The sequence below is a fragment of the Antarcticimicrobium sediminis genome, assembly GCF_004348975.1.
In the GTDB taxonomy this organism is placed as follows: domain Bacteria; phylum Pseudomonadota; class Alphaproteobacteria; order Rhodobacterales; family Rhodobacteraceae; genus Antarcticimicrobium; species Antarcticimicrobium sediminis.
The window spans coordinates 340458-362374 of record NZ_SMFP01000002.1 but is presented as its reverse complement, the minus strand read 5'-3'; the positions used below and the strand labels follow the sequence as shown (position 1 = coordinate 362374).

Below are 21917 nucleotides of genomic sequence, written 5' to 3'. Positions count from 1 at the left end.
ACACCCCTCCTGCCGTCAAAGATTGCGCGCACCACGATCCAGCGCGCGGCGCATCTGGGCCGCGATCTGGCCCCGGCTGCGCTGGAACCCACCCACGTCGGGCGTGCTCACGTTCATCACCAGGCTCACATTGGCGCTACCGCCGCCCGAGCGGACCCCCAGCTTGCCATCGCGTCCCCGCGCCAGTGGCAGGATCGCCTCGGGCCCGGCCTCACCCATCAGCCCGGTCGCGCCGCGCATCGGAAACAGGGTGGCATTGCGCACCACCCCGCCACTGGCAAAGGGCATCACCCGGCCCTGCGCGAACCCCGCCCCCGACTCGAACGGCAACAGCCCCTCGACCAGACTGCGCACGCCATTGCCCAGCATCTCTCCGAAATGGCTGGTGACCGGGCGGATCGCGGCGGAATAGGTGGTCTGCACCATCGTGCGCGCCAACCCGTCCAGCGCCTCCGACAGGCTCTTGCCGTCAAACACCACCCCGTCAAAGGCCCTGCGCAACCCGCTCGAGAACCCGCGCTCCAGGGTCGCCACATCGCGCCCCGTCGCTGCCAGCGCGCTGCGCATCCGCGACAGTTCGCTCTCGAAGCTCGCCGCCATGTCGCTCGCCGCGCCCAAGCCGCTCTCCACCCCGTCAATCGCCGCACCAAACATGTCGATATCGCTGCTATCCGCCATCCTCGCCGCCTTTCTTCACATCCGGCCATTGCGCCAACAGCGCCTCAAGCCCGCCCCGTGACATCGGGGCCCGGCCTTGCCCCTGACCCAGCATCAACGCCAGTTCTGCCGGCGTCAGGTGCCAGAACTCCTCCGGGCGCAGCCGCAACGCCTGAAACCCGGCTCGCATCAACGTCGGCCAGTCAATCCCGCTCATGCGCCCCCCGACCCCGTAACCGAGCCCGACCCCGGCACCGTAAACGCCCGCGCCAGCAATTCAGCCGCCGCCCGCGCCGCCGCCAGCGGCCCGCCCTCGATCTCGGCCCGAAGCAAATCCCCGGCAGCCCAATCGACGCCGCCGCCACGCAACCCGGCCAGAACCAGCGCCAACAGATCGCGGCTTGAGAACCGTCCCCCCTCAAACCGTTCAACCAGCGCCACCAGCGTATCCTCGCCCAGCGACTCCTCCAGTTCGGCTAACGCACCCAGCGTCAGCTTCAGCACCCGCCGTTCGCCGCCGACCACAAGCGCCACCTCTCCCGCCCAGGGATTGACTACGTGGTTCGCCATCCCCTAGACCGCCGTGAACACCAGCATCCCGGCGCTCTCCATAGACATCTCATAGGTGGCCTCGCCGTCATGGCTGCCCGCGTATTCCAGCGCCGTCACCTGAAACGGCCCCTCGACAATGCCGAAATCGGGGATGATCACCTGAAAATCCGGCACCTCCCCGTCAAAGAAAAGCTGGCGTGCCCGCTCGTCGGTGCCCGCGTCCTTGAACACGCCCGCCCCCGAAATCGCCGCCGATCGCACCCCGGCCCCGGACAACAGCTCGCGCCAGCCGCCCTGACTCTCGAGGCTGGTCACATCGACGCTCTCGGCGTTGAAACTCACCCGCGTGGCGCGCAGCCCCGCAATCGTCTCGAACAGACCGTCGCCGGTCATGTCCACCTTGATCAACAGATCCTTGCCGTTCTGGGCACCCATGTGCTGTCTCCTGCTCTGGCCCGCCTATGCGTCTTCGACGCGGGCGCGAAAATTCAGATCAATGCGCCGGATCTGTCCGGCGCTGCCGGTCCGCCGCGCCTGCGCGCGTTCGAACCAGATCCCCACCACGCGGCCCCGGCTCAGCGGCGGCACCGCGTCCACCAGCACGTCCCCGATGGCCGCCGCCGCCGCCTTGGCCGCGGCAAACCCCTGCGCCTCGCTGATCACCGAGATGGTGAACCGGTGCAGCGCCCCCGCGCCCTCCCGGTCCGACCGGTCGCGCACCACCTCGGGGCCAAGGTTCACATAGGTCTCGGGCAAAGGGCCCGCCGGCAGCCCGTCATAGATCGCGCCGCCCACCACCGCCGCCAGCGCGGCATCTGCCGCCAGCAGCTGATAGACCGCCGCCTGCAACGGACCGGACATCGCACAGCTCATGCCGCCACCTCCTCGTCGGCAAAACAGATCAGGAACTGCCCCGCCGGGTCACGCTCAGCCACGGCCCGAATACGATACAGCCGCGCGCCGTCACGAAACCGCTGCTCTGGCGTCGGGCGTTGCACCGATCCCACCGGCGCGCCGCGCACCACGATGCGATAGCCCATGGTCGAGACCGGCGTGCCCGCCTCGGCCCGCTCTCGCCCGGTGCGCGGTCGCACCTCCGCCCAAAGCGCGCCGATAGGGGTCCAGCTCTCGATCACACCACCGGCACCGTCAGGCAGCCGCACCGGCGTCTCCAGCAACAGCTGCCGGGCTAGAACCGGCGCGCTCATTGCACCGCCCTCGGGCTCAACCGCAGCACGCGATAACGATCGATCAGGCTGCTGACGCCGAACGGCATGCAGCCGGGGCCCAGAGCCGTCTCGTCGCGGTATTCGTAATAATGCGCCGCCAGCAACAGCACCGCCTGGCCAAGATCGGCCGGCAAATCACCCCAATCCGCCGCCATCCCGGCGCTGAGCGCGATCCGCGCATGCCCCCCTCTGGGAATCGAAGGCAGCAGCGCGCCCGAGGGCCGCAGCACCGGAGCTTGCAGGTCGCGTTCCAGCCGAAACCGCTCGGCCGCCACCGTGACCTCTGCCGCCGACGCGTCCACCAGCGTGAAACCGGTGATCGCCGTCACCGGCACCACCGGGAGGCGCGCCCGCGTCAGATTGGACCACGCATAGACCATCCAACTAAAGTCACGCGACATCAGCACCTTGCCTGTACGCGCCTCGATCGTCGCGATGGCTGCCCGCAAAAACCCCTTCAACAGGTCATCCTGCAACCCATCCTCGCCAAATCCGCTGCCCAGCCGCAGATGCGACCGGAACTGCACCACCGGCAGCGCGGCATCCGCAATCGCCGTTTCTTCGCTCAACATCATTCGCTCTCTCCGAAATACCGGGCCGACTTCCAGGCCGAAGGTCAGGGCCAAAGGGCGGCGCCACACGCAGACCAGTCCCGGGCCGCATGGGGGCCCACCTTTGCCCTAGCGCGGACGCGCGCCGTGCCCCCGTGTCGCTCGGACGGAGGGGAGCAGCTAGACAACACGGGGGTTATCCCGGCGCGCGCCCACCACGGCACCGGCGATCCGGCGCCGCGATCCGGCCCCGCGTTAGGCGGTGCCGAATTTCAACAGCTTGATCGCGGCGAAATCGCTGACGTCGCCACCCACGCGCTTGGTGGCATAGAACAGCACATGCGGCTTGGCGCTGAACGGATCGCGCAGCACGCGCAGATCCGGCCGCTCGGCCACGGTATAGCCAGCGCGGAAATCACCGAAGGCGACCGCATAGGAATCGCTGGCCACATCGGGCATGTCCTCGGCCACCAGCACCCGATATCCCATCAACCGCGCCGGTTCCGCAGCCGCCAGCCCGTCCGACCACAGGAACCGGCCATCAACGTCCTTCATCTTGCGCAGGACACCCGCAGTCTTGGAGTTCATCACGAAACTGGCATTCGCCCGGTACTGCGCCCCCAGCGCATAGACCAGATCGACAATCGGATCGGCATTGGTCAGGCTGCCATCGGCACCGGTGGCGATATAGCCCAGATTGCCCCAGCTCCAAAAATCGTTGTCGATCTTGGTGTGGGTCAGGAACCCGGTCGGCTTGTCGATACCGTTGCCATTGACGAAAGCATCGGCCTCGGCGCGGGCGAATTTTTCGGCGATGCGCCCGGCCAGCCAACCCTCGATGTCGAACGCGCTGTCATCCAACAGCCGCTGGCTTGCCTTCGGCAACGCGCTCAATTCATGCAGCGGAATGGTGATGCGGTCGATCTGCGGCGTGTCGCTCTCGCTCACCGACCCGGTCTCGGTGGCCCAGCCCGCACCCAGCTCGGTCTGGTCAACCAGCACGTCATAGGAGGTCGCCTCCACATGCACCACGCTTGCAACCGCGCGGATCGAGGCGGTCGATCTCAACACCGATTGCACCGCCTCGGCGGTTTTCGGGTCGACCAGATACCCGCCATCGCTGTTGACGGCCGAGGACATCGCCTTGCCCTCCAGCTCCAACCCGCGCAGCGCATCGTCGTCGCCACAGCGCAGATAGGCATTGAACGCCTTGCGATGGGGGGCTGCGGGCTCGGGCGCCGCCGCCAACGGCGGTCGTCCCACCGTGTAAGATTTACGATCCAGCATTGTCAGTCGCTCTTCTGTTTGTTGAAGTTTCGATTGAATTTCATCCCGAAACCCACTGACTTCACTCAGAAAGCCTGCCATCGCATGCTTTACATCGCGCATCAGATGCGTCTCGGTTCCGGCCTGCGCCGGCGCGGTCTTCTCGGTCATCCGCTCCTCCTGGTCTTGGGATGGGGATTGGCGCGCTCGCGCTGCGCCAACGCATGCTGCGCGTCCCGCAGGACCGCCGCCAATTGCTGCAGGGTGCTGTCGGCCCCAGAGGCTTTTGCAGTGTCTTTTGCCGTGGCTTTTGCCGCCACCCGCGCGCCGCTCAACATCGGAAAGGTGACCAGCGACACCTCCCACAACTCCAGTTCGGTTAGCAGCCGCCCGCCCTCGGCGCGCCGCTCGGCCTGCCGGGTGCGATAGCCAATCGACAGCCCGTCCAGCGCCCCGGCAAGCACCAGGGCGGCGGCCTCGCGGCCCCGCTGCGTGCTTTGCAACAGCCGCCCCTTGACCCAAAGCCCGCGATCATCCTCGCGCAGCTCCTCCCAGACGCCGATCGGTTGCGCCGGATCGTGCTGCCACAACAGCTTGACCGTTTGCCCACGCGCCGCCATCGCCTTGAGCGCCGCCCGATAGGCGCCCTTGGCCACCATGTCGCCGCCCTGATCGGCGCAGCCAAACAGGCTGGCATAGCCCGCGATCTCGGCCTCATCACTCACCTGCAGCCCGTCTCCGAACCGCGCGAATTTGGTCTCAAGCCCACTCTCCGGCCCGCACTCTGACCCGCACTCTGGCCCGATCTCACGCCCCCCCGACCTTCCGGCCTCAAGGCTCCTGCCATGCTCCATCCGATATCTCCTCAGATTGTCTTGCGCCGCGCTGGCGTCAGCCGCCCGCCGTCAGCACCGATTGCAGCGCCTGCGCCAGGATCATCGCCACCACGCCATAGACCGTCAGCCACAGCCGGCGCTCCAGCCGCTCCATCGCCTGATCCAGCCGCTCCAACCGGCGACAGATATTCTCGTGATGAATCGCGCTGACCCGTTCATGTGCCGACAGCCGCAGCCCCGGCGCACAGTCGAACGGCATCAGGCCCGGCGCGCCCCGCTCAGTCATCCGCCACCGCCTTTCCCTGACCCTCCCGCGCTGGATCTGACCGCGCCGGCAATCCCAGCAGCGCCCGCTTTTCCGCCTCGCTCAGGAAATCCGCCTGCGCCACCCGGCTCCACTGCGCCTCGCGCTCTGCCGACAGTGCCGGCACCTGATCCAGATCGGGTTTCAGATCCAGCACCGCGCCGGAATACCCCGTCAACCAGTCCGACAGCGCCGCCCCCACCCGCGTTGCCAGCGGCAACACGGTGAGACGATAGAACGCCCGGTTCGCCTCTTGATAATTGGCATAGGTGGCGTCGCCCGGGATCCCCAACAGCATCGGCGGCACCCCAAAGGCCAGCGCGATCTCACGCGCGGCAGACTCCTTGGTCTTTTGAAACTCCATATCGCTGGGCGAAAACCCCATCGGGCGCCAATCCAGCCCGCCTTCCAACACCATCGGCCGCCCGGCATTGCGCGCCCCGCGATAGTTTTCCTCGATCTCTGCCGACAGGCGGCGAAACTGCTCCTCGCCCATCACCCCCTGGCCATCGCCACCGCGCCAGATCAGCGCGCCCGAGGGCCGCGCGGCATTGTCCAACAGCGATTTCGACCAACGCGAGGCACTATTGTGCACATCCACCGCCATCGCCACCGCCTGCATCGGCGCGAACCCGTAATGATCGTCCTGCGGATGGAAATTGCGGATATGACAGATCGGAGAGACCGGCCCGGTCGCGTCAAACCGATGCTTGCGCGCCCCCACCGCGTATTCATAGGCCATCGGCCAGCCATCCGCCCCCGGCACCACCCGCATCCGGTCCGAGCGCAGCACATGCAGCTCCTGCGGCAGGGTGGTCGCCGTATCCGCGCCCCCCGGCACCGCCTCGACATAGGCATTCCCCGACAGCAAAAGCTGGGCGAAAAGCGCCTCCAGCAGCTCTGCCCGACCCTGCGCCGGGTTGGGCCGCGCGATCAGGCTCAAAAGCGGATGGCTGGCAAACCGCCGGTCCCGGTCCTGCAGCACCAGCGGCAAAGCCGCGGCGGCCTCGCAGATCATCTTGACCGCACGATAGCCCACCGGGTTGCCCATGAACCCCGCCCGCGTCAGCGAGGCGGTGTCGCGCGGGCTCCATGCCACCCGCCCGGCGCTGTGCCAGGTCACGACCGGCCCGGTCGCGCTGGCCTTGCGCTCGGGCACGCCGCCGTCCTTGCTGCGCCGCAGGAATTCAAATGCCATGGCTCGATGCTCCTCTGTTCCCCCGTGCCGGACGGCCCCGGCGGCTTGGATGAGGAGGTTATGACGGGCGCAAACCAACAAAGCGGAAACCGGGCGAACGGTGGCAGTGCAACAGGGCGTTTGACCGCAACATTGCGCCGGGGCCGCTACCAGAACGACAAAAGGGCGAGGCCATCGCCCCGCCCCCTGTCAAAACGTCACCAAATCGCCTCTTACAGCACCCGAAGCCGTGGCCGCTGCCAGTGCGCCGCCGGGGCGATGATCAACTCGTGCAGGGCCCAGACCAGCGCATCGACCCGGTCGGGCGACCCCGCCCCCTCAAATCCCCGCGTGGTCATCAGCGCCATCTGATCCTCCAGCGCCTCCAGCCCCGGCAGATGCCGCACCCGCCCCTGTTCATACAGCGCCGCCACCGGCTCGGCCCGCGCGGTCTTGCCCCGCGTTGCCCGCACCGCCCGCACCGGCACCAGCGGATCAACCTGGCGCAACACCTCTTCGACCAACTGCCCGCCTTGGTTCACCTCGGCCACCAGCCGCTCGGCGCCGAACTCCTGCATCGCCCGGATCGCCGCCTGTGCCCAGCCTGCCGGCCCCACGCCCTGCACCGTGCGATCCGCCAGAACCCAGACCCGCCAGTCCTGCGGTGGCCCCTGCAGTTGCGCCCCGGCCACGACGATCCCGCAAGCATCCGCATCCGCCCCCGAGGTCACCGCCGGGTCCAGCGCCACGACAATGCGATCCAGCTCCGGCACCGCCCCGACCCGCGCCTCCTCCAGCATATCTCCGGTCCAAAGCGCGCCCTCGGCATCCGACAACAGCACCCCGTCCAGCTCCTGCCGCCCCAACCGGGTTCCGGCATAGCGCGCCCGCACCTCCTCTAGGAACGACGCCGCCAGATTGGCCCGGTTAGCCTCGGTCGGGGCCTGCGTCACCACCGTTGACGGGGCCGCCAACAGCGCCTTGAGCACCCCTTGGTTGCGCGGCGTCGTGGTGACGCAGACCTGCGGATGCGCCCCCAACCGCAACGCGAATTGCAGCATGTCCCAACTGTCCTGCGCCTTGGGCCATTTCGCCAGCTCATCGGCCCATGCGGCATCGAATTGCGGGCCGCGCAACCCGTCAGGGTCCTGCGCCGAGAACGCCTGCGCCTCGGCCCCGTTGGGCCAGACCAGCCGCCGCTCGCTCGCCTTCCACACCGGTCGTCGATCCGGCGGCGAACAGGCCAGAATGCCACTGTCGCCGCGGATCATCACGTCGCGCACCTGATCAAAGGTTTCGCCTAACAGCGCCACGCGCCGACAGCGCCCCTTGTCCAGTGGTCGCGGCCCCTCGACCTGCGCGCGCACCCATTCGGCCCCGGCCCGCGTCTTGCCAGCCCCGCGCCCTCCCAGAATCGCCCAGGCCCGCCAATCGCCCTCGGGCGGCAGTTGATGCGGCAAGGCCCAGAACTCGAACAGAAACGGGAGGGCACAAAGCCCCCCCTCTCCGATCTCGTCAAGAAACCTCTCCCGGATCGCAGCAGGCGCGGAGGCGACCCAGGCGGCACCCGACCTCAGCCCGGGCGGCGTCGAGATCGAGCGCATATCCCCCTTGGGCAATTCCTGTTTTACGATGTTGCTCTTGGACAAAACATTCCTCCACTTTCTGGCAGGACCGGATCACCTGTCCTGCACGTTCAAGATCCTTGCTGCGTACCGCCTCACCGGCGCCCCCCTCGGTCTCGATCTCCTGTTTCAAGGCCTCGGCAATCTGCCTCAACTCCTGCACCGACCGCTTCAATGACTGAAGCAGCGCCGCGGCATCCGAATTCCGCTCCTCCGGGGTAATCAAAATCATGTCTGCTCTTTGACCTCGTCCGTGCGTGATCTCCGCACGAGAGAACGAAAAAACGGCCAACGGGGTGCCCCCGCGGCCGTTCGTTCAGTTCTTCCAGCATGGCACAACCTATACGGGAAACCGTGCGCTATGTCAAGCTGAAACGCATGAGGACCGCACGCCAAGCGCACGGTCCCCTTAACAAATTCTTGATTTCAGCCTGAAGATCCCGCACCGGATCAATCGTCGGATCAATCGCCGCCAGTCTGCCGCTCCGCCTCGAGTTTGCGCCATTTGGCGACATTGCGGTTATGCTCTTCCAGCGTCGCGGCAAAGGCATGTCCACCGCTGCCATCAGCCACAAAGAACACATAATCGGTCTTTTCCGGTGCGACAGCCGCTTCCAGACTGGCAAGCCCCGGATTGGCGATCGGCGTCGGCGGCAGCCCTTCGATCACATAGGTGTTCCAAGGGGTTACACGGCGCAATTCGCTTTGCCGCAGGCCCCGGCCCAGAACGCCCTCGCCCTTGGTGACGCCATAAATCACCGTCGGGTCGGTCTGCAACCGCATGCCGCGCTCCAGACGGTTGATGAACACGCTGGCCACTTGGCCGCGCTCGTCCGGCACCCCGGTCTCTTTCTCGATGATCGAGGCCAGGATCAGCATCTCTTCGGGCGTGTCAAAGGGCAGCCCCTCTTGCCGCATGTCCCAGGCCTGTGCAATCCGCTGTTGCTGCAACGCTGCCATCTCGGCCACAAGGGCGGCGCGCTCCATGCCGCGCGTCACCTCATAGCTGTGCGGGGCCAACATGCCCTCGGCCGGGCGCGTGCCGACCTCGCCGCTCAGAACCTCGATCGACTTCAGCGCGTCGACCACCTGCCAGCTTGTCACCCCTTCGGCCACCGCGATGCGGAACCTCGTATCGGCCAAGGCGCGCTTCTGTACAAAAACCTCGGGAAACTCCCCGGATTTCAGATCGAAATCGGCCCGCTCGACAAAACCGCGCGTCGCCGGGTCCAGCTCCCGCACCGCGACCTGCGTCCGGGTCACGCCAACCCGATAGACGATCTCGGTGCCACAGGTGCTGGCCCCGCCACGGGTGATCTGATCGACGATCTCCTCCATCGAGGCATGTTCGCGCAGCAGAAAGCTGCCCGCCTTCAACTGTGCCGTCTTGTCGTCGTAGTTTGATCCGATCCGAAAGATCGCGCCGCTGGAGATCGCGCCCTGATCCTCCAGCTCCCGGCTCACCCGCGTCATCGTGCTGCCGCGTTCCACCTGCAGGCAGATCGCCGCATCAAGCGGCCCCTCACTGCTGTACTGCCGTTGTCCCCAAAGGATCACGCCGGCCACAAGAAACAGGACAATCGCAAGGATTGTCAGCATGTTAGAGGCAAGGCTCCGCCACATTAGCCAAGCTTTCCGAACAGCACGCTCGCATTGGTGCCACCAAATCCAAAGCTGTTGGACAGGGCCACGTTAACCACGCGCTCACGCTTCTCGTTCGCGGCCAGATCCACCGGCGTATCGACCGCCGGATCGTCCAGATTGATGGTCGGTGGTGCCACCTGATCGCGGATCGCCAGGATCGAGAACACCGCCTCAATCGCGCCAGCGGCGCCCAGCAGATGCCCGGTCATCGACTTGGTCGACGACATCGTCACCTTGCCCGCCGCATCGCCCATCAGCCGCTCAACCGCGCCCAGTTCGATCGTGTCGGCCATGGTCGAGGTGCCATGCGCGTTGATATAATCCACATCGCCCGGCTCAAGACCCGCATGTTTCAGCGCCGCCCACATCGACCGTTCGGCCCCGGCGCCGTCTTCTGCCGGCGCGGTGATGTGATAGGCATCGCCCGACATGCCATAGCCCAGAATCTCGGCATAGATCTTGGCACCGCGCGCCTTGGCGTGTTCGTATTCCTCCAGCACGACCACGCCCGAGCCCTCGCCCATGACGAACCCGTCGCGCCCCTTGTCATAGGGGCGGCTAGCGGATTGCGGATCGTTGCCGTATTTCGTGCTCAGCGCCTTGCAGGCATTGAACCCGGCAATCCCGATTTCGCTGATCGCGGCCTCGGCCCCGCCGGCAACCATCACATCCGCGTCGCCATATTTGATCAGACGGCTGGCATCACCGATGGCATGCGCGCCGGTTGAACAGGCCGTCACCACCGCGTGGTTCGGCCCCTTGAACCCAAACCGGATGCTGACCTGACCCGAGATCAGGTTGATCAGCGCACCGGGAATGAAAAACGGCGAAACACGGCGCGGGCCGCGCTCCTTGATCAGGATGGCGGTATCGGCGATCGAATTCAGCCCCCCGATTCCCGACCCGATCATCACACCGGTTCGCGCCCGGCTTTCCTCGTCTTCCGGCATCCAGCCCGAATCGCGCACCGCCATATCTGCGGCTGCGACGCCGAACAGGATAAAATCATCGACCTTGCGCCGTTCCTTTGGCACCATCCAGTCATCTGGGTTGAAGGTGCCATCGCTGCCATCGCCCAGCGGCACTTCGCAGGCATAGGTCGTGGTGACCCCGCTGGCGATCGGATCGAACCGCGAGATCGTACCAGCGCCAGACTGGCCTTTCAGCAGTCGTGTCCAGGTTTCCTCGACCCCGCAAGCCAAAGGAGTCACCAATCCCAGTCCGGTTACAACGACTCTGCGCATGAACAGCCCTCTTGCCTCATTCGTTTGAGAACCGCTCATACCCCGCCCCGGGGGATGGGGGCAAGAGAAACGGCACCGTCATCACCTGCGCGCCCTTCACAGACCGCCCAGTTTGCCCCGCAACGCACCAATATTGCACCGAAATGCGCAGGGTTTGCAACGTCGGCGACGCGAAAACGCGCGTCGTCCCGAACCGGGGACGCAAACGAAAAACAGCGCCGCCCCATAGGGGGCAGCGCCGCTCAAATCTCGGTGATCCGAAAAGGGATCAGGAAGCTTGGCTGATGAACTTCACCGCGTCGCCAAAAGTCTGGATGGTCTCGGCTGCGTCATCGGGAATCTCGATGCCGAATTCTTCTTCGAAGGCCATGACCAGTTCGACTGTGTCCAGGCTGTCTGCGCCCAGATCGTCGATGAAGGAGGCGCTTTCGGTCACCTTGTCTTCTTCAACACCCAGGTGCTCCACAACGATCTTTTTCACGCGATCTGCGACGTCGCTCATGTCTCTTCCTCATTCCGTTCGGGGCCATTGGCCCCAGATTACGCCCCTGCCCGCTCGGGGTAGCTTGGATTTGCCCGGTCCGGGCGGTTCGGTCCCGGTTGCCCGGGTCAGGCAGGGCTTGGCCGCACGCGACCGCTGCCCCCCAAATGTGCGCCGCCTATAGCACAGTCCGGCGCGATGGCAAACGCTTTCGCTACGCAACGAAAGCCCGCTTACAGCATCGCCATGCCGCCGTTCACATGCAAAGTCGTGCCCGTGACATAGGCGGCCTCAGGGCTGGCAAGATAGGAAACCGCTGCGGCGATCTCTGCCGGGTCCCCCATGCGACCCGCCGGGATCTGGGCATTGATCTTGGCCTTTTGGTCCTCGCTCAGCTTGTCGGTCATCGCCGTGGCGATGAAACCCGGTGCCACCGCGTTGACGGTGATTCCCCGGCTCGCCACCTCATAGGCCAGCGATTTCGACATGCCGACCACCCCGGCTTTGGAAGCGGCATAGTTGCCCTGCCCCGGGTTGCCGGTGGCCCCCACGACCGAACTGATATTCACGATCCGGCCCCAGCGCGCCTTCATCATGCCGCGCAGCACCCCTTTGCACAGTTTGAAGGTGGCGGTAAGATTCACGTCCAACACCGACTGCCATTCATCATCAGACATCCGCATGAACAAATTGTCGCGGGTAATCCCGGCGTTGTTGACCAGGATGTCCACGCTCCCCATGGCCTCGGCCGCCTGTTTCGGCAGCGCCTCGACCGCCGCTTTATCGCTCAGGTTGCAGGGCAGCACATGGGCGCGCTCGCCCAGCTCTGCGGCCAACGCCTCCAGCGGTTCTGTTCGCGTGCCCGACAGGCCCACGGTTGCGCCCTGTGCGTGCAGCGCCCGCGCGATCGCGCCGCCGATCCCGCCCGATGCGCCGGTGATCAGCGCTGTCTTCCCCGTCAAATCGAACATCATCCTGTTCCCTTCTGCTTGCGCGGACCTCCCCAACAGGGGCCCGGCCTCAATTCACATGCTTTGCGCAGCCGCCTTCACGTCGTCAGGCGTGCCCACAGCGCGGCCGGCAATCGAGCGATCAATCTTGCGGATCATCCCGGACAAGGCCTTGCCCGCGCCGATCTCCCAGGTCTCGGTGACGCCATGAGCTGCCATGTACTGCACGCTCTCGCGCCAGCGGACCGACCCGGTGACCTGCTCCACCAAAAGCTGACGGATGGTGTCGGGATCGCTCACCGCGTCGGCGCGCACATTGGCGATCAGCGGCACGGTGGGGGCCGTGATCTCGACCCCGGCCAGCGCCTCGGCCATCACATCGGCGGCGGGCTGCATCAGCGCACAGTGGAACGGCGCGCTGACCGGCAGCATGATGGCGCGCTTGGCGCCCTTTTGCTTGGCGATCTCGGCGGCGCGTTCCACCGCCGCCTTGGTGCCGGAAACCACCACCTGCGTGGGGTCGTTGTCGTTGGCGGCCTGACAGACCTCGCCCTGGGCGGCCTCTTCGGCCACGGCACGCACCGCCTCCAGATCCAGCCCGAGGATCGCGGCCATAGCGCCTTCACCCACCGGCACCGCCGATTGCATCGCCAGCCCCCGCGTGCGCAGCAGCTTGGCGGTGTCCGACAGGCTGATCGCGCCAGCAGCACACAGCGCCGAGTATTCGCCCAGCGAATGCCCCGCCACAAAAGACGCGGCATCAATGCCAACCCCCTCGATCTCCAGCGCGCGCATGGCGGCAAGCGATGTCGCCATCAGCGCCGGTTGCGCGTTCTGCGTCAGGGTCAAGGTCGCGATATCGCCGTCCCAGATCAACGCGCTCAGCTTTTCGCCCAGTGCCGCATCGACCTCGTCGAACACCGCTTTTGCGGCCGGATAGCTCTCGGCCAGGGCCTGGCCCATTCCGATGGTCTGCGCCCCCTGCCCGGGGAATACGAATGCCCGGCTCATGCCGTCCTCCTGCTTGTCTTTGTGCCCGGAATAGACCGCCGTGCCGTTCTGTGCAATGGCGCGCCGGGGCTGTGCGCGCCCCGGCCCGAAGACCCGGACACAAAAACCCTGGCCCGAAAGATCCGGGCACAAAAAAGCCGCCGGTGCCCAAAAGGCCCCGGCGGCAACTGGTTAAAAACACCCTTTGTCTTCCGCGGCTTTCGTCGCCTTGATCGACATCTCTAGGTAACCTGACTCCCGACATAAGGAATGAACATGCCCGTGTCAAAATCCGAGAGTTTCAAGTTGATGCCAGGGCAGAGTCGGAGCAAAGGCCTGCCCTCCATCGGAGGATCACTTGCCTGAATTCAGATCCGCGCGCAGCCCAACCGGCTTTGCCCTCGTTCAAGGGCAATTCACCGGTGATCCGCGCGCTCTTGTCGCCCGGATCAGTTGCAGATTGACGCCAGTTGGCGCAGTTGCGAACGCAGCGCAGCGCGTCGGATCGGGTCCGCCACCTTCAGACCCAAAAGCAGCCGACCGTCGAAATCGTACAGTTCGACCCGGTTTTTGTGGAATCGCACCCGGCCCAGACTGTCATAACCCCGGCGCAACACAATATGTGGCTGGCCGTCGACCGCCCGGACCAACACCCGCAACTCGCGCCGGATCGGATCGAAACAGACCTCTGGCAGGTTGTCAGAATGGTGAATCATCACCAGCGCCAGACCGCAAAACAGAAAGAACAGGGATGTGCCAAGCTTCATGATCACCAGATCGGCATCCGACTGGCTGCCCGGCAGGAACCACATCGCCGAAGCCACGAGGATCAGAAAGACCCCCGATGCACGAAACACCGTCCGCGCGACCGGATACCGCGGTCCAAACGCGATCCGAACCGGGGCGCTATCCCCACGATAGGCAACTGGCGCAACGGGCCCAAGCCCCGCGAAATCCATCTTTGACATAATAGCAGCATCTTTCTGGCGCATTGTCCGCGCATCATCCCCAACGTCCATTCCGGGTCCGAATTGCGTCAGCATTGCGGCGGCTGCGTGAAATTCGCCGGGCAGCCCCCTTTGCGGCAAGGTTACGCCGATGCGGGCTTGTCCGCAGGGCTCAGGCGTGTATATGGGGCCATCCTTCGCATCTTTATCCGAACCGCGCAGTCTCTCGTGGCGGGGCCGCGAAGGGAAATGGCCCCACCTATGAAATGCGCCTTGATAGAAACAGGAGACTACATGCCCCTCTATGAGCATGTCATGATCGCGCGTCAGGATCTTTCCAACGCGCAGGCCGAAAGCCTCGTCGAACATTTCGGCACCGTCCTCGCCGACAACGGCGGCAATCTCGTGGATAGCGAGTATTGGGGCGTCAAGACGATGGCCTATAAGATCAACAAGAACCGCAAGGGCCACTACGCGTTCCTGCGGACCGATGCACCGGCCACCGCCGTGCAGGAAATGGAACGCCTGATGCGTTTGCATGACGACGTGATGCGCGTCCTGACCATCAAGGTCGGTGCCCATGTCGAAGGCCCCTCAATCCAGATGCAGAAGCGTGACGAACGCGACACCCGTCGCGAACGCCGCTGATAATCGCCAGAAGAAAGGACGCTAAGACATGGCTGCAAAACCGTTTTTCCGCCGCCGCAAGGTCTGCCCCTTCTCGGGCGACAATGCACCCAAGATCGACTACAAGGACACCCGTCTGCTGCAACGCTATATCAGCGAACGCGGCAAGATCGTGCCCTCGCGTATCACCGCCGTCTCGGCGAAGAAGCAGCGTGAACTGGCCCGTGCCATCAAACGCGCCCGCTTCCTCGCCTTGCTGCCCTACGCCGTGAAGTAAGGAGATAAGCAGATGCAAGTTATCCTTCTGGAACGTGTGGCCAAGCTGGGTCAGATGGGCGACGTCGTCGACGTCAAGTCCGGCTACGCCCGTAATTTCCTGCTGCTGCAGGGCAAGGCTCTGACCGCCTCGAAAGCGAATATCGAGTCTTTCGAAGCGCAGAAAGCCCAGCTCGAAGCGCGCAACCTCGAAACCAAGAAAGAGGCCGAAGCTCTGGCCGACAAACTTGGTGGCCAACAGTTCGTCCTGATTCGTCAGGCGTCTGATGGTGGCAACCTCTACGGGTCGGTCACGACCCGCGACGCGTCCGACGTGGCGACCGAGGAAGGCTTCACGCTTGATCGCAAACAGGTGATCATCCGCCTGCCGATCAAGACGCTGGGCCTGCACGAAGTCGAGGTGCACCTGCACCCCGAGGTTGTGGTCACCGTCGAACTGAACATCGCCCGCTCGCCCGAAGAGGCCGAGCTTCAGGCGTCGGGCAAATCGATTCAGGAACTGGCCGCCGAAGAAGAGGCGCAGGCTGAATTCGAGATCTCCGAGCTGTTCGATGATATCGGCAGTGCCGCGTCGGAAGACGACGAAGGGGCGCCCGCCCCTCAGGCCGCCTCGGACGAGGACGAAAGCGCTTCCTGAACCGGATCGCTTTGAACAGATCAGGGCCGCGCGGCAATGCGCGGCCCTTTTTCGTGGCCGACCGGCAAACAGCTGCCCATTCCCGACCGACCCCGGGCCGGGGGCTTTCTTGTCCGCCCCTGCATGGAATAGAGTGCCCCAGTTCAAGCAGCAGGTGCCCGATGACGACCCAAGCCCAGATGACACGCCGCAGTGTCCTGTTCCTTTTGTCCGCACCGCTGATCGCCTCTGCCTGCGGGCAGCGCGTCCATAAATCCAGCCGAAACGCGCCCAAAGAGCCACCGCTCTATCCCAATGAAACACCGGCGCTGCGCCGTCGAATCAACACATGGGCCGACCATTATCAGGTTCCGCGCGCGCTGGTGCAGCGTGTCGTGATCCGCGAAAGCACCCACCGCCCCGAGGCCCGCAATGGCCCCTATTACGGGTTGATGCAGATCCACCCCAAGACCGCGCGCGGCATGGGCTTTTCTGGACCCGCCAAAGGGCTTCTGGATGCCGACACCAACCTGAAATACGCGGTCAAATACCTGCGTGGCGCTTGGATGGTCTCGGACGGCAGCTATGACAAGGCGGTGAGCTGGTACGCCCGCGGTTATTATTACGAGGCCAAGCGCCGCGGTCTGCTGTCGGAAACCGGGCTGATCTGAGCCGTGCGGATACAACTTTTGGCTGAATGCAATTGCCTCTTGGCTGTATTTGCGGCAAGACTTTCGCACGTTATAAATGGTGGTGTGCAGGCGCAGCGACCCGAAGAGGTTGTGCGCCTATTTGCACCGGTTCAATTGCGACAACAGGAACCGTAGGTGATCTATGAATGAAATCGACGTATTGGTAGGGAATCGCATCAGGGCACGACGCTACGCCTTGGGAATCAGCCAGTCAGAACTGGGCGAGGCGATCGGGGTCAGGTTTCAGCAGATCCAGAAGTATGAGACCGGCACCAACCGGGTCAGCGCATCGCGTCTCTGGGCCGTCGCCGAGAAGCTGCGTGTTGAAATCGAATATTTCTTCGAGGGCATTCGCGCCACCGCGCCTGATGAAGACAACATGGCAGACAACGTTGATCGCACGGGGTTGCTGTCCGATCAAGAGGCGGTTCAGATGATGGAAATGTTCCAGCACCTGCCGCACTCGCAACGCAGCGCCGTCCTCGCTATCGTGAGGTCCATGGCCGAAACTGCGCCGCAACGCTCTTTGCGCGCGGCAACCTGACACGGGATATGAGCGACCCAAAGGAGAGCCGAAGTTGAATCTGATCGATCTCAGCACGGTGCCTGATACGGATGACAATTTCACGTCCTTCCTGACCAAACTGTGCGAATCGTTTGAGTTTGAATATGCCTCCTATGCCACGGCGCATCCGATCACCGGGGACGTGCAAGGCTATGCCACCTATCCCGACCAGTGGAAGCTGCACTATGGCGAACGCGGTATGCACCGGGTTGACCCGACGCTGTATCAATCCGCACGCAGTATCGCGCCGGTGGATTGGGGGCTGTTTACCGACCATCCCCATTTTCAGGCCGTGTTCAACGATGCCCATGATTTCGGGATCTCCAATCGCGGCCTGACCGTGCCGGTGCGCGGCCCCAAGGGCGAATGCGGATTGCTGAGTGTCACCCGCGACTGTCCGGACGGGGAATGGAAAACGCTGAAACGCAAAGTCATGGGAGACCTGCAATTCGCGGCCGTGCATATGCATGACAACGTGATGCGCTCCGGGGTGCTTCATCGATCAGTGCACAACCCGACGCTATCGCGCCGCGAGCTCCAGATTCTGCAATGGGTCGCCGCTGGCAAAACCCAGCAGGATATCGGCGATATTCTTTCGCTCTCCCACCGCACGGTCGAGGTGCACCTGCGGTCGAGTCGGCAAAAACTCTGCACGCTGACCACCACACAGGCGGTCGGACGGGCCATCGGCCTTGGGATGATCTCGCCCGGCTGATTCTCGGTTCAGGTTATACGAGCACCACATGGCTTGGCTCAGCCCCAGGTGGAATGCGCCCCTCCGTCGTGCGTCCAGCCATGGGGTCGGGACGCGCCCCCCGTCCAAAACTACGGGAATCCCCTACTGGCGAAAAACTGCGTCATGGCTAACGTTGTGTCAACGTTTCGGATGGCAGGGGAAAAGCATGATTATCGTAGTCGACGCACTTAACAAGCACAGGTTCAGTGCGCTGTTGGATGAAATGCACAAACTGCGGGCCCGGGTCTTCCACGATCGGCTTGGCCGGGATGTCACCGTCCGCGACGGCAAGGAGATCGACTCGTTCGACCATCTCGACCCGGCCCATGTGATCTGTCTGGACGCGGAAGGCGACGTCGTCGGCAGCATGCGCCTGTTGCAGACCACCGGGCCGCATATGCTCTCGGATATGGTCCACGCTCTCCTTGACGACGATGCGCCGCTGCGCAGCGGTCAAGTCTGGGAAGCCACGCGGTTTTGTGTCGACACCCAGAAGCTGTCCGACGGAAAGACCCGCAACTCGATCTCCTATGTCACTTCGGAAGTCATGATCGGCGCCTTTGAATACGCGCGGGACGCCGGTGTGCTGGATGCGGTGGCGGTAATCGACCCGGTGATGAGCCGGGTCATGACACGTTGCGCCAACGCGCCCTATGACTATCTCGGCGCGGCCAAGCCCATGGGCAAGGGCACAGACATCGCCGCACTGATAGATTGCTCAGACGAACGTATCGCCGGTATCCGCGCTTTCGCCGGGATCGATCACGACGTGTTCCTGAGTGAGGACGACGCGTTGGACATTTTCAACCGCAACCGGGACACCGCAATAGGGTCGGCCAAGGTCAGCCATCTGGTCCCGCACCAAACAAAGGCCGCGATCACGCTCGTGCCCGACGCCCTCAAGACGGCGCTGCAACTTTATTGCTTCGAACAGATGCGGGATGCCGAAAGCCAGACCGATCTCGATGCGGCGCTCGCCTTGATGGAGGCCCTCTCTGAAGAGTTCGGCACCGCCAAGGCGTCAGAGCTGGGCCGCATGATGCAATCCCTTCCCCGCCACTCACGCACACAGGTTCAGGCAACCCTGAACTAGACCTGACCTGGCCCCCGGGAAGGCAGGCGGGCCGTCCCCCACGGGGGCGGCCCGATTTGCGTCCCCCCTGCCCGTGCCACAGAACTCAAATCGGGCCCCAAATCTGGATCCAAAGCAGAGCCGAAACGAAAACGGGCCGCCCATTGGGCGGCCCGCTGCGGTTTACCAAGGCAAACCAGATCAGTCGTCGTCTTCCATCGCTTCGACGGCCTTTTGCAGATCGTCCTTGGACACCTCTTTCTCGGTGACCGTGGCCAATTCGCAGATATAATCCACGACCTTGTCTTCAAAGATCGGCGCGCGCAGTTGCTGCTGCATCTGGGCGTTCTGCTGAACGAATTCAAAGAACTGGCGTTCCTGACCCGGATACTGACGGGCCTGGTTCATGATCGCCTGAGTCATCTCGGCATCGGTCACTTCGACCTTGGCCTTCTGGCCCAGCTCGGCCAGAAGCAGACCCAGGCGCACACGGCGCTCGGCCAGCTTGATGTGCTCGTCGGTGGTCTCGACGGACCCGTGGTCGTGGTCGTGAACCTCGGGGTTTTCCTCGTGCCACAGCTGGTGTGCGATCTGTTTGGCCTCGGCGTCGACCAGGCTCGGCGGCAGCTCAAAGGTGACCAGATCGTCCAGCTTGTCCAACAGGCCACGCTTCAGCACGGCGCGGGCAGCACCGGCATATTCGGCTTCCAGACGCTCAGCGATCTGACCTTTCAACCCGGCGAGATCTTCGGCACCGAATTTCTTGGCCATCTCATCGTCGACCACGGCCGCGACAGGTTCCTTCACCTCTTTCACGGTGCAGGCGAATACGGCTTCTTTGCCGGCCAGATTCTCGGCTTGGTAATCCTCGGGGAAGGACACGGTAACGTCCTTCTCTTCACCGGCCTTGACGCCGGTAAGCTGTTCTTCAAAGCCGGGAATGAACTGACCGGAGCCCAGCACCAGCGGGTAATCTTCGGCCGCGCCGCCTTCAAAGGCTTCGCCGTCGACTTTGCCGACGAAATCGAACACCACCTGATCGCCATCCTGCGCGGCGGCGCCTTCTTCGCGGGCTTTGAAATCCTGCGCGCTCTCGGCTAGGCTGTTCAGGGCCTCGTCCACGGCGGCGGCGTCGGCCTTGGCGACCATGCGCTCCAAGCTGACCGAAGCCAGATCGACCTCGGGAATCTCGGGCAGTTTTTCATAGGACAGCTCGACATGCACGTCGTCGCCCTCTTTCCAGTCCTCATTGGTCATCTTGACCTCGGGCTGGAGCGCCGGGCGATCGCCGCTTTCCTCGAAATGCTTGGTCATGGCGCCGTCGATGGTTTCCTGCATCGCTTCGCCCATCAGGCGCTCGCCGAACTGCTTTTTCAGCAGCGGCATCGGCACCTTGCCCTTGCGAAAGCCCTTCATCTCGATCTCGGGCTTGGCTTCGGCCAATTTCTCATTGACCTTGTCGTCCAGTTCCTGCGCCGTAAGCATGAGCTTATAGGCGCGCTTCAGACCTTCGTTCAGCGTCTCGGTGACCTGCATCATATTCCCCATAGAGTCGAAAGCGCGCGAAAATCCCGCGCGCGGCAAATTTGTGGCCTTCTATTTGCCCCTGCCCGTCTGTGCAAGGGCCATTGCGGAAAGAGTCGCGCAAACCACGTCCCACCCCGCCCCCTGAATACAGAAAAACAGCCCGCCGCCGAAGCGACGAGCTGCCTGAATGATCCGAGGGAAGAGGACCAGTTCAGAACGACCAGCGGGCCCCGAAGATGAGGGCGCTCAGATCGTTATAGGTGGTGGCGCTGGTATCCTCATAGGAATACTCGCGATAACCCAGATAGGTTTCCACATTGGCGCTGTCGATATTCTGCACAAGGCCAATGCCGAAGGATTCCGATTCCGACCCTACGGACACAAGGTCGTCGCCGGTGTAATAGTCAACCGAAACAGCGGTCGAGCCGATGGCAAACAGGTTCGCCGTATAGCCCAGTTTGATATAGCCATAGTTCCCGCCGGTATCGCGGTCCCCATAAGAAATCGCGCCATTGAGGCCCGAGCTGTGCATCACGCTGAACGACGTCGAGATGTCGCGGGTGTCGGCACCCGTGGCCTTGTCGGTCCAGATCACACCCAGCGCGCTATCGAAGTTGTAGTCGCCAAACTGGTTTTGATAGCGAACGGTGACGTCATAGGCCTCGTCGTCGTTGCCTTCGGTCAGGATGTTGGTCCCGTAGGACGTCGACAGCGTGAAGCCGTTCAGCGACATGCTGTCATAGCGGACACGACCCAGACGGGCACCATCAAAGGTCGGGAAGGCATCGCCGATCGAGATACCCGAGAGCGCGCCCGCAGTTGTGGTCAGTTCAAAGCTGCTGGCCAAGTCTTCGACCGATGCGGTCGTCGGAAGGCCGGTGCCCGACAGATCGGTGAAGGCGACACCGTCGCTCGCCATGCTGCCTTGACCAAACGAGAATTTACCGTAGCTACCCGCGATGCTGAAGTCGATCTTGCGGATGTCGGTGCGATCCCAGTCCATCGCGTTCAGGTCGTTGGTCTGGCTGATGTCGGCAGAGCCGCGCAGCCCGAGAGCGGTTTCGAACTGGAACTGGAATTTGCTCTGGCCGATGGGCTGGCGCAGGTAAAAGCCGATGCGGCTGTTCGAGCTCGAGTTGTCTGCGAGATCGCTCGTGGTGTTCACGCCGTCGTCCACCGACAGGAAGGACGGGTCGAGGTGACCATAGAAGGTAAAGCTGCCGCCATTGGCATTCTCATAGGTCGGACCGGCCAGAGCCGGGCTGACCAGAGCTGCGGTCGCGGCAGTGAGAGACAGGGTTTTCAGGAGGAGTTTTGACATCTTGGTGGTCTCCGTTGAGTAGGCTGCCTACG

28 protein-coding genes are annotated in these 21917 nt (G+C 63.8%); 7 read left to right on the top strand and 21 right to left on the bottom strand.

Going from position 1 to position 21917, the window contains the following annotated elements:
• Nucleotides 1–15: 15 nt before the first annotated feature.
• From E1B25_RS05070 to E1B25_RS04980, 19 genes are all read right to left on the bottom strand, one after another.
• Nucleotides 16–678 carry a phage tail tape measure protein gene (locus tag E1B25_RS05070; protein WP_132827580.1) on the bottom strand — a complete coding sequence of 221 codons (663 nt, stop codon included), beginning with the start codon at nt 676–678 and terminating at the stop codon, nt 16–18.
• Nucleotides 668–874 (bottom strand): rcc01693 family protein, encoded by a 207-nt coding sequence (locus E1B25_RS05065; protein WP_132827579.1) that lies wholly within the window; start codon nt 872–874, stop codon nt 668–670. Before E1B25_RS05065 ends, E1B25_RS05070 begins: the two co-directional genes overlap by 11 nt.
• A complete protein-coding gene (locus E1B25_RS05060) occupies nt 871–1227 on the bottom strand; it encodes a gene transfer agent family protein (RefSeq protein ID WP_132827578.1) in 357 nt (118 codons plus the stop codon). Before E1B25_RS05060 ends, E1B25_RS05065 begins: the two co-directional genes overlap by 4 nt.
• 3 nt (nt 1228–1230) lie before the next feature.
• Nucleotides 1231–1644 carry a phage major tail protein, TP901-1 family gene (locus tag E1B25_RS05055; RefSeq protein WP_132827577.1) on the bottom strand — a complete coding sequence of 138 codons (414 nt, stop codon included), beginning with the start codon at nt 1642–1644 and terminating at the stop codon, nt 1231–1233.
• A 24-nt stretch (nt 1645–1668) separates the two neighbouring features.
• On the bottom strand, nt 1669–2082 hold the full coding sequence (locus tag E1B25_RS05050) for a DUF3168 domain-containing protein (RefSeq protein WP_132827576.1): 414 nt from the start codon (nt 2080–2082) through the stop codon (nt 1669–1671).
• Nucleotides 2079–2417 (bottom strand): phage head closure protein, encoded by a 339-nt coding sequence (locus tag E1B25_RS05045; RefSeq protein WP_132827575.1) that lies wholly within the window; start codon nt 2415–2417, stop codon nt 2079–2081. The genes E1B25_RS05050 and E1B25_RS05045 overlap by 4 nt, the downstream gene beginning before the upstream one ends.
• A complete protein-coding gene (locus tag E1B25_RS05040) occupies nt 2414–3013 on the bottom strand; it encodes a head-tail connector protein (RefSeq protein ID WP_132827574.1) in 600 nt (199 codons plus the stop codon). Before E1B25_RS05040 ends, E1B25_RS05045 begins: the two co-directional genes overlap by 4 nt.
• 231 nt (nt 3014–3244) lie before the next feature.
• Nucleotides 3245–4426: a phage major capsid protein gene (locus E1B25_RS05035; protein WP_132827573.1), complete on the bottom strand. Its 1182-nt coding sequence runs from the start codon at nt 4424–4426 to the stop codon at nt 3245–3247.
• Nucleotides 4423–5109: an HK97 family phage prohead protease gene (locus E1B25_RS05030; RefSeq protein WP_132827572.1), complete on the bottom strand. Its 687-nt coding sequence runs from the start codon at nt 5107–5109 to the stop codon at nt 4423–4425. Before E1B25_RS05030 ends, E1B25_RS05035 begins: the two co-directional genes overlap by 4 nt.
• 37 nt (nt 5110–5146) lie before the next feature.
• Nucleotides 5147–5377 (bottom strand): GTA head formation protein, RCAP_rcc01685 family, encoded by a 231-nt coding sequence (locus tag E1B25_RS05025; RefSeq protein ID WP_206338504.1) that lies wholly within the window; start codon nt 5375–5377, stop codon nt 5147–5149.
• Complete coding sequence (locus tag E1B25_RS05020; RefSeq protein WP_132827571.1) at nt 5370–6593, bottom strand: phage portal protein; 1224 nt, start codon at nt 6591–6593, stop codon at nt 5370–5372. The genes E1B25_RS05025 and E1B25_RS05020 overlap by 8 nt, the downstream gene beginning before the upstream one ends.
• Before the next feature lie 212 nt (nt 6594–6805).
• Complete coding sequence (locus E1B25_RS05015; protein WP_132827570.1) at nt 6806–8176, bottom strand: DNA-packaging protein; 1371 nt, start codon at nt 8174–8176, stop codon at nt 6806–6808.
• Nucleotides 8088–8429 (bottom strand): hypothetical protein, encoded by a 342-nt coding sequence (locus E1B25_RS05010; protein ID WP_132827569.1) that lies wholly within the window; start codon nt 8427–8429, stop codon nt 8088–8090. The genes E1B25_RS05015 and E1B25_RS05010 overlap by 89 nt, the downstream gene beginning before the upstream one ends.
• A gap of 230 nt (nt 8430–8659) precedes the next feature.
• Nucleotides 8660–9820, bottom strand: a complete 1161-nt coding sequence (gene mltG / locus E1B25_RS05005) for an endolytic transglycosylase MltG (protein WP_132827568.1) — start codon at nt 9818–9820, stop codon at nt 8660–8662.
• On the bottom strand, nt 9820–11085 hold the full coding sequence (gene fabF, locus E1B25_RS05000) for a beta-ketoacyl-ACP synthase II (protein ID WP_132827567.1): 1266 nt from the start codon (nt 11083–11085) through the stop codon (nt 9820–9822). Before fabF ends, mltG begins: the two co-directional genes overlap by 1 nt.
• Nucleotides 11086–11353: 268 nt before the next feature.
• The gene (locus E1B25_RS04995; RefSeq protein ID WP_132827566.1) at nt 11354–11587 is read right to left on the bottom strand and encodes an acyl carrier protein; all 234 of its coding nucleotides are present in this window, start codon (nt 11585–11587) and stop codon (nt 11354–11356) included.
• Between the two features lie 212 nt (nt 11588–11799).
• Nucleotides 11800–12537, bottom strand: coding sequence for a 3-oxoacyl-ACP reductase FabG (fabG, locus tag E1B25_RS04990; protein WP_132827565.1), 738 nt, complete (start codon nt 12535–12537; stop codon nt 11800–11802).
• A 54-nt stretch (nt 12538–12591) separates the two neighbouring features.
• The gene (gene fabD, locus E1B25_RS04985; protein WP_132827564.1) at nt 12592–13527 is read right to left on the bottom strand and encodes an ACP S-malonyltransferase; all 936 of its coding nucleotides are present in this window, start codon (nt 13525–13527) and stop codon (nt 12592–12594) included.
• Nucleotides 13528–13955: 428 nt separating this feature from the next.
• Nucleotides 13956–14363, bottom strand: a complete 408-nt coding sequence (locus tag E1B25_RS04980) for a hypothetical protein (protein ID WP_132827563.1) — start codon at nt 14361–14363, stop codon at nt 13956–13958.
• 384 nt (nt 14364–14747) lie between these two features.
• Between E1B25_RS04980 and rpsF the strand changes: the two genes are divergently transcribed.
• The 7 genes from rpsF to E1B25_RS04945 all read left to right on the top strand — a co-directional run bounded on the left by rpsF (nt 14748) and on the right by E1B25_RS04945 (nt 19058).
• On the top strand, nt 14748–15101 hold the full coding sequence (gene rpsF / locus E1B25_RS04975) for a 30S ribosomal protein S6 (RefSeq protein ID WP_132827562.1): 354 nt from the start codon (nt 14748–14750) through the stop codon (nt 15099–15101).
• A gap of 28 nt (nt 15102–15129) precedes the next feature.
• Nucleotides 15130–15357 carry a 30S ribosomal protein S18 gene (gene rpsR / locus E1B25_RS04970; protein WP_005982441.1) on the top strand — a complete coding sequence of 76 codons (228 nt, stop codon included), beginning with the start codon at nt 15130–15132 and terminating at the stop codon, nt 15355–15357.
• 12 nt (nt 15358–15369) lie between these two features.
• Nucleotides 15370–15993 (top strand): 50S ribosomal protein L9, encoded by a 624-nt coding sequence (rplI, locus tag E1B25_RS04965; protein WP_132827561.1) that lies wholly within the window; start codon nt 15370–15372, stop codon nt 15991–15993.
• A gap of 161 nt (nt 15994–16154) precedes the next feature.
• Nucleotides 16155–16643 (top strand): transglycosylase SLT domain-containing protein, encoded by a 489-nt coding sequence (locus E1B25_RS04960; RefSeq protein ID WP_425358919.1) that lies wholly within the window; start codon nt 16155–16157, stop codon nt 16641–16643.
• A gap of 163 nt (nt 16644–16806) precedes the next feature.
• The gene (locus E1B25_RS04955) at nt 16807–17208 is read left to right on the top strand and encodes a helix-turn-helix domain-containing protein (RefSeq protein WP_132827560.1); all 402 of its coding nucleotides are present in this window, start codon (nt 16807–16809) and stop codon (nt 17206–17208) included.
• Nucleotides 17209–17242: 34 nt separating this feature from the next.
• Entirely contained in the window at nt 17243–17944 is a 702-nt protein-coding gene (locus tag E1B25_RS04950; protein WP_132827559.1) for an autoinducer binding domain-containing protein, read from the top strand.
• A gap of 187 nt (nt 17945–18131) precedes the next feature.
• On the top strand, nt 18132–19058 hold the full coding sequence (locus E1B25_RS04945; protein ID WP_132827558.1) for an acyl-homoserine-lactone synthase: 927 nt from the start codon (nt 18132–18134) through the stop codon (nt 19056–19058).
• Nucleotides 19059–19238: 180 nt separating this feature from the next.
• Here E1B25_RS04945 and tig read toward each other — a convergent pair whose 3' ends face one another.
• Nucleotides 19239–20573 (bottom strand): trigger factor, encoded by a 1335-nt coding sequence (gene tig, locus E1B25_RS04940; RefSeq protein WP_132827731.1) that lies wholly within the window; start codon nt 20571–20573, stop codon nt 19239–19241.
• Between the two features lie 202 nt (nt 20574–20775).
• Complete coding sequence (locus E1B25_RS04935) at nt 20776–21885, bottom strand: porin (protein WP_132827557.1); 1110 nt, start codon at nt 21883–21885, stop codon at nt 20776–20778.
• Nucleotides 21886–21917: the final 32 nt, after the last annotated feature.

Coding starts and splice junctions, on each gene's coding strand:
- E1B25_RS05020 (WP_132827571.1), bottom strand. CDS start 6,593: ATGGCATTTGAATTCCTGCGGCGCAGCAAGGACGGCGGCGTGCCCGAG.
- E1B25_RS05060 (WP_132827578.1), bottom strand. CDS start 1,227: ATGGCGAACCACGTAGTCAATCCCTGGGCGGGAGAGGTGGCGCTTGTG.
- E1B25_RS05065 (WP_132827579.1), bottom strand. CDS start 874: ATGAGCGGGATTGACTGGCCGACGTTGATGCGAGCCGGGTTTCAGGCG.
- rpsF (WP_132827562.1), top strand. CDS start 14,748: ATGCCCCTCTATGAGCATGTCATGATCGCGCGTCAGGATCTTTCCAAC.
- fabG (WP_132827565.1), bottom strand. CDS start 12,537: ATGTTCGATTTGACGGGGAAGACAGCGCTGATCACCGGCGCATCGGGC.
- fabF (WP_132827567.1), bottom strand. CDS start 11,085: ATGCGCAGAGTCGTTGTAACCGGACTGGGATTGGTGACTCCTTTGGCT.
- E1B25_RS04955 (WP_132827560.1), top strand. CDS start 16,807: ATGAATGAAATCGACGTATTGGTAGGGAATCGCATCAGGGCACGACGC.
- tig (WP_132827731.1), bottom strand. CDS start 20,573: ATGCAGGTCACCGAGACGCTGAACGAAGGTCTGAAGCGCGCCTATAAG.
- E1B25_RS05025 (WP_206338504.1), bottom strand. CDS start 5,377: ATGACTGAGCGGGGCGCGCCGGGCCTGATGCCGTTCGACTGTGCGCCG.
- E1B25_RS04945 (WP_132827558.1), top strand. CDS start 18,132: ATGATTATCGTAGTCGACGCACTTAACAAGCACAGGTTCAGTGCGCTG.
- E1B25_RS05040 (WP_132827574.1), bottom strand. CDS start 3,013: ATGATGTTGAGCGAAGAAACGGCGATTGCGGATGCCGCGCTGCCGGTG.
- E1B25_RS04935 (WP_132827557.1), bottom strand. CDS start 21,885: ATGTCAAAACTCCTCCTGAAAACCCTGTCTCTCACTGCCGCGACCGCA.
- E1B25_RS05015 (WP_132827570.1), bottom strand. CDS start 8,176: ATGCGCTCGATCTCGACGCCGCCCGGGCTGAGGTCGGGTGCCGCCTGG.
- rplI (WP_132827561.1), top strand. CDS start 15,370: ATGCAAGTTATCCTTCTGGAACGTGTGGCCAAGCTGGGTCAGATGGGC.
- E1B25_RS05050 (WP_132827576.1), bottom strand. CDS start 2,082: ATGAGCTGTGCGATGTCCGGTCCGTTGCAGGCGGCGGTCTATCAGCTG.
- E1B25_RS05030 (WP_132827572.1), bottom strand. CDS start 5,109: ATGGAGCATGGCAGGAGCCTTGAGGCCGGAAGGTCGGGGGGGCGTGAG.
- E1B25_RS04960 (WP_425358919.1), top strand. CDS start 16,155: ATGACGACCCAAGCCCAGATGACACGCCGCAGTGTCCTGTTCCTTTTG.
- mltG (WP_132827568.1), bottom strand. CDS start 9,820: ATGTGGCGGAGCCTTGCCTCTAACATGCTGACAATCCTTGCGATTGTC.
- E1B25_RS05010 (WP_132827569.1), bottom strand. CDS start 8,429: ATGATTTTGATTACCCCGGAGGAGCGGAATTCGGATGCCGCGGCGCTG.
- E1B25_RS05045 (WP_132827575.1), bottom strand. CDS start 2,417: ATGAGCGCGCCGGTTCTAGCCCGGCAGCTGTTGCTGGAGACGCCGGTG.
- E1B25_RS05035 (WP_132827573.1), bottom strand. CDS start 4,426: ATGACCGAGAAGACCGCGCCGGCGCAGGCCGGAACCGAGACGCATCTG.
- rpsR (WP_005982441.1), top strand. CDS start 15,130: ATGGCTGCAAAACCGTTTTTCCGCCGCCGCAAGGTCTGCCCCTTCTCG.
- E1B25_RS05070 (WP_132827580.1), bottom strand. CDS start 678: ATGGCGGATAGCAGCGATATCGACATGTTTGGTGCGGCGATTGACGGG.
- fabD (WP_132827564.1), bottom strand. CDS start 13,527: ATGAGCCGGGCATTCGTATTCCCCGGGCAGGGGGCGCAGACCATCGGA.
- E1B25_RS05055 (WP_132827577.1), bottom strand. CDS start 1,644: ATGGGTGCCCAGAACGGCAAGGATCTGTTGATCAAGGTGGACATGACC.
- E1B25_RS04995 (WP_132827566.1), bottom strand. CDS start 11,587: ATGAGCGACGTCGCAGATCGCGTGAAAAAGATCGTTGTGGAGCACCTG.